Genomic DNA, 9,864 nt, shown 5'->3' on the forward strand with positions numbered 1-9,864 from the left:
CCCGCGCGCGAGATGCAGGGGCAGGGCACTCGTTCACATCAGGTCAAGAACCGACAAGTTCGCGCAGCACGTACTGCATGATGCCGCCGTTGCGGTAGTAGTCGGCCTCACCGGGGGTGTCGATGCGGACGACCGCGTCGAACTCGACACCCGTGTCGGTGGTGACCTTGACCGTGCGCGGCGTGGTGCCGTTGTTCAGCTCGGTGACACCGGCGAAGGAGAAGGTCTCCTCGCCCGTCAGACCGAGGGACTCGGCCGAGGCGCCCTCCGGGAACTGGAGCGGCAGGACGCCCATGCCGATGAGGTTCGAGCGGTGGATGCGCTCGTACGACTCGGCGATGACGGCCTTGACGCCGAGGAGCGCGGTGCCCTTGGCCGCCCAGTCACGGGACGAACCGGAGCCGTACTCCTTGCCCGCCAGGACGACCAGCGGGATGCCGGCGGCCTGGTAGTTCTGCGAGGCGTCGTAGATGAAGGACACCGGGCCGTCGGCCTGGGTGAAGTCGCGGGTGTAGCCGCCCTCGGTGCCCGGCGCGATCTGGTTGCGCAGGCGGATGTTGGCGAACGTACCGCGGATCATGACCTCGTGGTTGCCGCGGCGCGAGCCGTAGCTGTTGAAGTCGCGGCGCTCCACACCGTGCTCGGTGAGGTACTTGCCGGCCGGGGTGTCGGCCTTGATGGCGCCGGCCGGGGAGATGTGGTCGGTGGTGACCGAGTCGCCCAGCTTGGCCAGCACACGGGCGCCGGAGATGTCCTCGACCGGGGCCGGCTCCATGCCCATGCCCTCGAAGTAAGGGGGCTTGCGCACGTAGGTGGACTCGGCGTCCCACTCGAAGGTGTTGCCGGTCGGGACCGGGAGCGACTGCCACTGGGCGTCGCCGGCGAACACGTCCTGGTAGGACTTGTTGAACATGTCCTCGCCGATGGCGCTGGCGACGACCTCGTTCACCTCGGCCTCGGAGGGCCAGATGTCCTTCAGGTAGACCGGGTTGCCGTCCTGGTCGGTGCCCAGGGCGTCACGGGTGATGTCCACCTTCATGGAGCCCGCGATGGAGTACGCGACGACCAGCGGCGGGGACGCCAGGTAGTTCATCTTGACGTCGGGGTTGATCCGGCCCTCGAAGTTCCGGTTGCCGGACAGGACCGAGACGACGGCGAGGTCGTGCTCGTTGACCGCCTTGGAGACCTCCTCCGGCAGCGGGCCGGAGTTGCCGATGCAGGTGGTGCAGCCGTAGCCGACGAGGTTGAAGCCCAGCTTGTCCAGGTACGGCGTGAGGCCGGCCTTGTCGAAGTAGTCGGTGACGACCTTCGAGCCCGGGGCGAGGGTGGACTTGACCCACGGCTTGCGGGACAGGCCCTTCTCGACCGCCTTCTTGGCGACCAGGGCGGCGCCGATCATGACGTACGGGTTGGACGTGTTGGTGCAGGAGGTGATGGCCGCGACGGTGACCGCGCCGTGGTCGATCGTGTAGGTCGACCCGTCGGGGGCGGTGACCTGGACCGGGTTGGACGGGCCGCCGTTCGGGTGGACGGCCGGGGCGTCGGAGGCCGGGAAGGACTCCTGGCCCGCCTCGTCGACGACGTCGACGTAGTTGCGGACGTCCTGCTTGAACTGCTCGGCGGCGTTCGCCAGGACGATGCGGTCCTGCGGGCGCTTCGGGCCGGCGATGGAGGGGACGACCGTGGAGAGGTCCAGCTCCAGCTTCTCGGAGAAGTCCGGCTCGGCCTTCGGGTCCAGCCACAGGCCCTGGGTCTTGGCGTACGCCTCGACCAGCGCGACCTGCTGGTCCGAACGACCGGTCAGGCGCAGGTAGTTGAGGGTCTCGTCGTCGATCGGGAAGATCGCGGCGGTGGAACCGAACTCCGGCGACATGTTGCCGATGGTGGCGCGGTTGGCCAGGGAGGTGGCGGCCACGCCCTCGCCGTAGAACTCCACGAACTTGCCGACGACGCCGTGCTTGCGCAGCATCTCGGTGATCGTGAGCACGAGGTCGGTGGCGGTGGTGCCGGGCTGGAGCTCACCGGTGAGCTTGAAGCCGACGACGCGCGGGATCAGCATGGAGACCGGCTGGCCGAGCATGGCGGCCTCGGCCTCGATGCCGCCGACGCCCCAGCCGAGGACGCCGAGGCCGTTGACCATGGTGGTGTGCGAGTCGGTGCCGACCAGGGTGTCGGGGTAGGCCTTGCCGTCGCGGACCATGACGACGCGGGCGAGGTGCTCGATGTTCACCTGGTGCACGATGCCGGTGCCCGGCGGGACGACCTTGAAGTCGTCGAACGCGGTCTGGCCCCAGCGCAGGAACTGGTAGCGCTCGCGGTTGCGGCCGTACTCCAGGTCGACGTTCTGCTTGAACGCGTCGCTGGTGCCGAACTTGTCGGCGATGACGGAGTGGTCGATGACCATCTCGGCCGGGGAGAGCGGGTTGATCTTCGCCGGGTCGCCGCCGAGCGCCGCGACGGCCTCACGCATGGTGGCGAGGTCCACGACGCAGGGCACGCCGGTGAAGTCCTGCATGATCACGCGGGCCGGCGTGAACTGGATCTCCTGGCTGGGCTGGGCCTGCGAGTCCCAGCCGCCGAGAGCACGGATGTGGTCGGCGGTGATGTTCGCGCCGTCCTCCGTGCGGAGCAGGTTCTCCAGCAGGACCTTGAGGCTGTACGGCAGGCGGGCCGAGCCCTCCACCTTGTCCAGCCGGAAGATCTCGTACGACTCGTCGCCCACCTGCAGCGTGCTGCGGGCGTCGAAGCTGTTCGCCGACACGACAGTCTCCTTCATTGATGTGCGCGTACCACCGTCAATCCTGCCGCCACGCCGGTTTGGCCGGTCCGGTAAGGTCAGGCTAAGTTAGCCTCGCCTTACCGGGGTGGCGGCTACGGTGCGCCTCGGCAGATATCTCGATGTCGAGATAACTCTAGTACATGGGTGCCGGATGGTCATGCCGGGCCGGTACGTCTCGGCCGCGGCGGGACCGGCTGGTCCCGATTCGGCCGTTCCGGCATTTCGCCACCCGGGGGGCGGGCCCGTTGTTACTGTCCAGTCATGCGAGCCCTCTTCCCAGGATCCTTCGACCCGGTCACGCAGGGGCACCAGGACGTCCTCCGCCGCGCCTCTCTCCTGTTCGACGAGGTCGTCGCCTGCGTGATGTTCAACGCGAACAAGACCGGTCGCTTCCCCGTCGCCGAGCGGCTGGACCGGCTCCGCGCGGCGGCGACCGGTCTGGGCAACGTGACGGTCGACTCCCACACGGGCGGCCTGCTGGTCGACTACTGCCGCCGGGCCGGGATCGATGTCGTCGTCCGCGGCGTCCGCGACGCCAAGGACCTGGACTACGAGATGCCGATGGCCCGCATGAACCGTGAACTGGCCGGAGTCGAGACGTTCTTCGTTCCCGCCGATCCCGCGCTGGCCCATGTCTCCTCCAGCCTCGTCACAGCGCTGGGCCGGGACGCGGGAGGCGGCGCGTAGGGCGGGCGCGTGCGGCCGCGCCGGGGCCCGGCTCCCGCCGGTGGCCGGAACTGTGGCTTCCACCATGGCCAGGAGCCTGCGGCGCTGATGGGATGCGGGGATGCGCAATGCCACCTCACTCCTCCCGGCCGTCGCCGCGCTGCTGCTGCTCACGGCGTGCGGATCCGAACACGCGGGCGCTCCCGGCGCGGCCGGACCGACGCCCGGGTCCGGCTCCGCGGTTCCCGTCTCCGACCCGCCCGTGGACGGTGTCCGGATCACCTCGGTGACGATCCCCACCGCCACGCCGAGCGCCACCCCCACCGGCCACCTGGTGCACGCCGATCCGCTCCCGGCCGCCGGCTCCGGGGTCTCGGCCACGTACGAGGTCACCAACAGCGGCTCCCGGGCGCTGACGTACACGGTCCTGTTCGACTTCACCACGGGCAGCGGCGCGGTGATGGACAACCGCTTCGAGACCGTACGCTCGGTCGCCCCCGGCGCGACGAAGCGCGGCACGGTACGGATGGGGGCACCGGCCCCCGGATCGTCGCCGGTCAGCCGGGTCAAGGTCACCCGGGTGACCAAGGTGCCCGCCGGCGAGGCGCCGCCCGAGCCCGGCGTGTGCCCGCCCTCCGGCATCCGTGTGACCAACGACGAGGGCGACGCCGCGATGGGGCTGCGCGTGGTGGGGCTGCGCCTGGAGAACTGCGGCAAGGACGACTACGCCCTCGACGGCTACCCGCGACTGGAGCTGCTGGACGACGACCTGGCACCCGTCCACGGCGTCCGCGTCCTCCACGGCAGCGGCGGCATCAGCACCGGCACCCGATTCGACGACCCGGCCCGCCCGCTGGTCCTGAAGCCCGGCGAGAGCGCGGTCTCGGGCCTCATGTGGCGCAACACCACCGGGTTCGGTACGGCGGTCGACGTCCCGTACGTCAGGGTGCGGGCGAAGGAGGGCGCCGCCCCGGTGACCGTCACACCCCACCTCGACCTCGGCACGACCGGCAAGCTGGCCGTCCGGGCCTGGGCGCGCGAGGCGTCGTAGGACCCGCCCCGCTCCCGGCCGGCGTCAGCAGCCGCAGGCACCCGCGACCGGGGCCACGAGGGGATCGGGGTCACGGCGCTCCGGGCCCTGCCAGGTGTCGTAGGCGAACCCCTCGCGCGCCCAGTACTCGAATCCGCCGAGCATCTCCTTGACCTGGTGGCCGAGTTCGGCGAGGGCGAGGGCGGCACGGGTGGCGCCGTCGCAGCCGGGGCCCCAGCAGTAGGTGACGACGGGGACGGACCTGTCGAGCAGGCCGGGGGCCCGCTCGGGGATGAGCGCGGTGGGGAGGTGCACGGCGCCGGGGATGTGCCCCTGGTCCCAGGCGTGGGCGGAGCGGGAGTCGAGGAGGACGAACCCGGGGCCGCCGGGGGCGGCGAGAGCGGCGGCCACGTCGGCGACGTCGGTGTGGAAGCGGAGTGAGGCGCGGAAGTGGGCGGCGGCCTCGGTGGGGGTGGCGGGGGCGGTCGTGGTCATGGGGCGGGCCTCTCCGGGTGCGGGGCGGACGGCTCGGCCGCCGTCCGGCCATGAATCTACGGACCGCGGCCGGCGCCCTGAAGGCTTGATCCACGGCGATGTCACCCGAACGGCCGGGGAATCCGTGCTATTCCTCGACCATGACCGCGATATCCCTGGACGCCATCGACTGGCGCATTCTCGACGTCCTCCAGCGGGACGGCCGGACCAGCTTCACCGACCTCGCGCGGGCCGTCTCCATGTCGCCCAGCGCCGTCACCGAGCGCGTGCGCAGGCTGGAGGAGGCCGGGGTCATCAGCGGCTACGCGGCGGTCGTGGACCCGGACAAGGTCGGCCTGACGATCATGGCCTTCGTCCGGCTGCGCTACCCGAACGGCAACTACAAGCCGTTCCACGACCTGGTCGAGGCCATGCCGGAGATCCTGGAGGCGCATCACGTGACGGGTGACGACTGCTTCGTCATCAAGGTGGCGGCGCGCTCCATGCGCCATCTGGAGGAGGTTTCGGGCCGGATCGGCGGTCTGGGGTCCGTGACGACCAGCGTCGTCTACTCGTCCCCGCTCCCCCGGCGCTCCGTGAGCGAACGCCCCGCCGGTGCCCCCTGAGCGCTTCGCGAGCACCTGACAATGACCGCGTAAACGAGTAAATCCGTAATGGAAGGCATTGGGAACGAATCACCCACCGCCGGGGCATCCCCCCTGAACCCGCAGGTCACTGACGCGCCATCACTCGAATGGACCCCCCGGCGAGCACCATCTCATATCTGAGATAACCTCAACCTCATGGCAGACGACTACCTCGTACGCATCGGCAAGCTCATCCGTGACGCGCGGCAACACCGGGGCTGGACGCAGACGCAGCTCGCGGAGGCGCTCGGCACCAGCCAGAGCGCGGTGAACCGCATCGAGCGCGGCAACCAGAACATCAGCCTTGAGATGATCGCCCGCATCGGTGAGGCGCTGGACAGTGAGATCGTGTCGCTGGGCTACGCGGGCCCGATGCATCTGCGGGTCGTCGGCGGCCGCCGGCTGTCGGGCGCCATCGACGTCAAGACGAGCAAGAACGCCTGCGTGGCCCTCCTGTGCGCGTCCCTGCTGAACAAGGGGCGCACCGTGCTGCGCCGGGTCGCGCGCATCGAGGAGGTGTACCGCCTGCTGGAGGTGCTCAACTCCATCGGCGTGCGGACCCGCTGGATCAACGACGGGGTCGACCTGGAGCTGGTCCCGCCGGCCGAGCTGGAGATGTCGGCGATCGACGCCGAGGCGGCCGTGCGCACCCGCTCCATCATCATGTTCCTCGGCCCGCTGCTGCACCGCATGGACCAGTTCAAGCTGCCGTACGCCGGCGGCTGCGACCTCGGCACCCGGACCATCGAGCCGCACATGATCGCGCTGCGCCGGTTCGGGCTCCAGATCGCGGCGACCGAGAACCAGTACCACGCGCAGGTGGACCGCACGGTCAGCCCCGACCGACCGATCGTGCTGACCGAGCGCGGCGACACGGTGACCGAGAACGCGCTGCTGGCCGCGGCGCGGCACGACGGCACGACCGTCATCCGCAACGCGTCCTCCAACTACATGGTCCAGGACCTGTGCTTCTTCCTGGAGGCACTGGGCGTGCGGGTGGAGGGCATCGGCACCACCACGCTGACCGTGCACGGCGTGCCCAACATCGACGTCGACGTGGACTACTCGCCCTCCGAGGACCCGGTCGAGGCGATGAGCCTGGTGGCCGCGGCGGTGGTCACCGAGTCCGAACTCACCGTGCGCCGGGTGCCGATCGAGTTCCTGGAGATCGAGCTGGCGGTCCTGGAGGAGATGGGGCTGGACCACGACCGTTCGCCGGAGTACTTCGCGGACAACGGCCGTACCCGCCTGGTCGACCTCACGGTCCGCCCCTCCAAGCTGGAGGCGCCGATCGACAAGATCCACCCCATGCCCTTCCCGGGCCTGAACATCGACAACGTCCCCTTCTTCGCCGCGATCGCGGCCGTCGCCTCGGGCCAGACGCTGATCCACGACTGGGTGTACGACAACCGCGCGATCTATCTCACCGACCTCAACCGCCTCGGCGGCCGCCTCCAGCTCCTCGACCCGCACCGCGTCCTCGTCGAGGGCCCCACCCGCTGGCGCGCCGCCGAGATGATGTGCCCCCCGGCCCTGCGCCCCGCGGTGGTCGTCCTGCTGGCGATGATGGCGGCCGAGGGCACGTCGGTGCTGCGCAACGTGTACGTCATCAACCGGGGTTACGAGGACCTCGCGGAGCGGCTGAACTCGATCGGCGCGCAGATCGAGATCTTCCGGGACATCTGACACGACGGTGCCGCCGCATCCTTTCCGGCCTGGTGTTCAGCGAGCCAGGCAGGGGTGCGGCGGCATCTCTGGGACTTCCCCGGGACTTGGGCCTGCGGTGGGCTACCGGCCGCGCTCCACGGGTTCGGCGTACCGGCCGCGGCTACGCGAAGACCGCGGCGGCGACGGCGCTGCCTCAGGTTCGGGGTTACCGCTGTTCAGCCCCCGCCGTTCACAGCCCGCTCGACGGCGCCGGCGACCTGGGACCGCAGCTCGTCGCCCGCGCGGACCGTGGTCACGTTCCCACCGGTGTGGTCACCGCCGACGAGAACGAAGTCCACCTTCCGGTATCGCGGCGCCGTCTCCTCCGCCGCCGACACCTCGGGATGTCCCACGGCCAGTACGACGTCGCAGGACCGCTGGAGCAGCCCGTTGAGGAACGGCCGTGCGTTGCCGACGCTCTGTTCCCCGGTCACCGACGCGTAGCTCACGCGCGCGTGGGTCTTCAGCGAGGCGTCCTGCATGCCCTGCCAGACCTCGGCGGCGGTGGTCCCGGGAGTGATGCCCTTGTCGCCGGCGAGCAGGCAGGCGTCGGTCTCCGTGTAGTGGCGGGCCCGGGTGTCAGGGATCGGCGGACGGTCGTCGTGCCGGTTCAGCAGCACCGCTGTCACCGCCACCGCCGCGGCGACCGCCGAGGCGACCGCCGCGAGTGCGAGGGTGCGACTGCGCAGCGCGCGCAGCCAGGAGACGAGGGCGCGCCCCACGATCGCGAACAAGCTCCCTTCGGGTGCCGCCTTGGCCGAACGCGCCTGTGACACCTGCCTGACCTGCTTGGCCACCTGACGTCGCTCCTCTTTTCCTACTTGGCGACCCGCTGCGGCCAAGCCGTCCACGCGTGCACGGAGGGGGCCACCATCGACAGCATGATCAGCGGCAGGTCGATCGCGAGTGACAGGCCGTGGCCGGCGCTCGGAGTCAGCTGCAGATCGGTGATCCAGGCCGCCAGGACCACGCTGAACGCCCCGAAGGCCAGCCAGTGCGCACGGCCGCCTCGCCGTACCGCGAGCACGAGGGAGGGAACGGGACACAGCAGTCCCATGCTCACGACCGGCAGCGCGGCGAAGGCCGCCCGCGCCGCGTACTGCCAGAGTGCCGACGTGTCGACCACTCTCATGTCCCGCCCCTTCTCGAGAAGACCTGATGCCTACGTCGCGTCAGCCGGTGATGGCGACCGGCCCGTCCCACGCGTCCCGGTCCACGGTGATCGTGTAGCCGTGCCGCGTCTCTTTGCTGTTGACCATGTACTGGTGGCCGCGGCTGTGGTCGGTGAAATGGGTCGAGCCCCACGGCCAATCCGTGGTGGTGGTGTACTTCTTGTCCCACAGGGCGTACCAGAGGTTGCCCGGCAGGTCCGTCTTGTTGCTCGCGGTGGCGATGGCCTTGGCGCTGGAGCTGGAGAAGCCGTAGAAGCCGGCACGGTACGTCTTGGCGCGGAGGGTCTTGTCGAAGGCGCGGACGTACGTCAACACGGTGTCATTGCATGACTTGTTGGTAATGCTGTACGGCTCCATGTCGAGATAGACCGGGCTGCCGGCCTTCATACCGAGCGCCGCCTCCTTGGCCACCGCGTCCGCCGCGTCGCTCGCGCCGAGGGACGCGGCGGTGGACGCGGTGAGCTTCTCGGGGTTGGAGCTGGTCTGGCAGGGCGGCTGTGCACCGACGTAGATCGGGATGAGTTTGTAGCCGACCGAGCTGACCGACTTCACCCAGGAGGCGGTGAGATTGGGCTGTCGGCAGCCACGGTTCTTGCCGCCGACGTAGACCGCGGCAGCACCGTAGAACCCGGTGTGCCAAGCCTTCATCGCGGACAGCGAAGGCGCGCTGCAGGTGTCGAAGGCATGGCCGGTGAACGTCTTCTGGGCGGGCCACGTGGTGGCTGCCATCGAGGTCTGCGCGGCGATCCCGGCGCCCGCCACGACGGCGGCGCCCGCGGTCGCCCATGTGATGTACCTGCGCTTCTTGGACTGCCGGTGCTCGGCCACCCCTACCCCACTTCATGTTGCGCACAAAAGCGACGCACGACGGTGGTCGGGCGTGTGCGTCCGCTGGAAATGTTCTGGCCCCCGGAACGGCGCGCGGCGACATATGCCGCGTGGCCGAAACAGATCGCAGATTAACCAACGTGATCACCAGAAACAGGCAAGCAACCCCCTCAGCGATCACAAGAAGCACCCAAGGCACAGTAAATTCACAACAACTGGTCCACATCTTGATCAAACCGTGAACGAGCGGACACGTCTCCGTAGTCAAAGGCCCTCTGGTGCTGATCCTGAGCGACCGACGCACCCCCTCAAACCGCAGCGGCAAGCCGGCAGAACGACGTACGCGCCGCCGCCTTCGCCGGCCTTGGCGTACGCCCCTGCGTCGTCGCCAATCGCTCTCGAGGCCGCCCGGCATCTCGATGTCCAGGCGCTTGTACGCGGAGGCCCGCGTCCGAGCGGCCACCCCTCGAACACCCGCCCCACCAGGGGCCACGTACACAAGGTTCACGGTCGGACCAAGATCGATGGCGGCGGCTTGAACCTTTTTCATCCTGTCCTGTA

9 protein-coding genes are annotated in these 9,864 nt (G+C 69.6%); 4 read left to right on the forward strand and 5 right to left on the reverse strand.

Annotation, left to right across the window (positions count from 1 at the left end):
- Positions 1–43 precede the first annotated feature (43 nt).
- Positions 44–2,761, reverse strand: a complete 2,718-nt coding sequence (gene acnA / locus VT52_RS32355; RefSeq protein WP_046427420.1) for an aconitate hydratase AcnA — start codon at positions 2,759–2,761, stop codon at positions 44–46.
- 279 nt (positions 2,762–3,040) lie between these two features.
- Between acnA and coaD the strand changes: the two genes are divergently transcribed.
- Together coaD and VT52_RS32365 are read left to right on the forward strand one after the other, a co-directional pair.
- Positions 3,041–3,466, forward strand: coding sequence for a pantetheine-phosphate adenylyltransferase (gene coaD / locus VT52_RS32360; protein ID WP_046427418.1), 426 nt, complete (start codon positions 3,041–3,043; stop codon positions 3,464–3,466).
- 100 nt (positions 3,467–3,566) lie between these two features.
- A complete protein-coding gene (locus tag VT52_RS32365; protein ID WP_046427416.1) occupies positions 3,567–4,496 on the forward strand; it encodes a DUF4232 domain-containing protein in 930 nt (309 codons plus the stop codon).
- 24 nt (positions 4,497–4,520) lie between these two features.
- Here VT52_RS32365 and VT52_RS32370 read toward each other — a convergent pair whose 3' ends face one another.
- Positions 4,521–4,970 carry a rhodanese-like domain-containing protein gene (locus VT52_RS32370; protein WP_046427414.1) on the reverse strand — a complete coding sequence of 150 codons (450 nt, stop codon included), beginning with the start codon at positions 4,968–4,970 and terminating at the stop codon, positions 4,521–4,523.
- A gap of 140 nt (positions 4,971–5,110) precedes the next feature.
- Between VT52_RS32370 and VT52_RS32375 the strand changes: the two genes are divergently transcribed.
- Both VT52_RS32375 and VT52_RS32380 read left to right on the forward strand, forming a co-directional pair.
- Complete coding sequence (locus VT52_RS32375) at positions 5,111–5,575, forward strand: Lrp/AsnC family transcriptional regulator (protein WP_046427412.1); 465 nt, start codon at positions 5,111–5,113, stop codon at positions 5,573–5,575.
- Positions 5,576–5,752: 177 nt separating this feature from the next.
- Positions 5,753–7,282 (forward strand): helix-turn-helix domain-containing protein, encoded by a 1,530-nt coding sequence (locus tag VT52_RS32380; protein ID WP_046427410.1) that lies wholly within the window; start codon positions 5,753–5,755, stop codon positions 7,280–7,282.
- Positions 7,283–7,479: 197 nt separating this feature from the next.
- Here the strand turns inward: VT52_RS32380 and VT52_RS32385 are convergent, their stop codons facing one another.
- From VT52_RS32385 to VT52_RS32395, 3 genes are read right to left on the reverse strand one after another with little or no spacing between them, the layout of a single operon-like run.
- Positions 7,480–8,100 carry a type 1 periplasmic-binding domain-containing protein gene (locus VT52_RS32385; protein WP_071387723.1) on the reverse strand — a complete coding sequence of 207 codons (621 nt, stop codon included), beginning with the start codon at positions 8,098–8,100 and terminating at the stop codon, positions 7,480–7,482.
- A 20-nt stretch (positions 8,101–8,120) separates the two neighbouring features.
- Entirely contained in the window at positions 8,121–8,435 is a 315-nt protein-coding gene (locus tag VT52_RS32390; protein ID WP_046427463.1) for a hypothetical protein, read from the reverse strand.
- Between the two features lie 40 nt (positions 8,436–8,475).
- On the reverse strand, positions 8,476–9,303 hold the full coding sequence (locus tag VT52_RS32395; protein WP_046427406.1) for a glycoside hydrolase domain-containing protein: 828 nt from the start codon (positions 9,301–9,303) through the stop codon (positions 8,476–8,478).
- Positions 9,304–9,864 lie beyond the last annotated feature (561 nt).

This window comes from Streptomyces malaysiense (assembly GCF_000980885.2).
GTDB classification, from domain to species: Bacteria; Actinomycetota; Actinomycetes; order Streptomycetales; family Streptomycetaceae; genus Streptomyces; species Streptomyces malaysiense.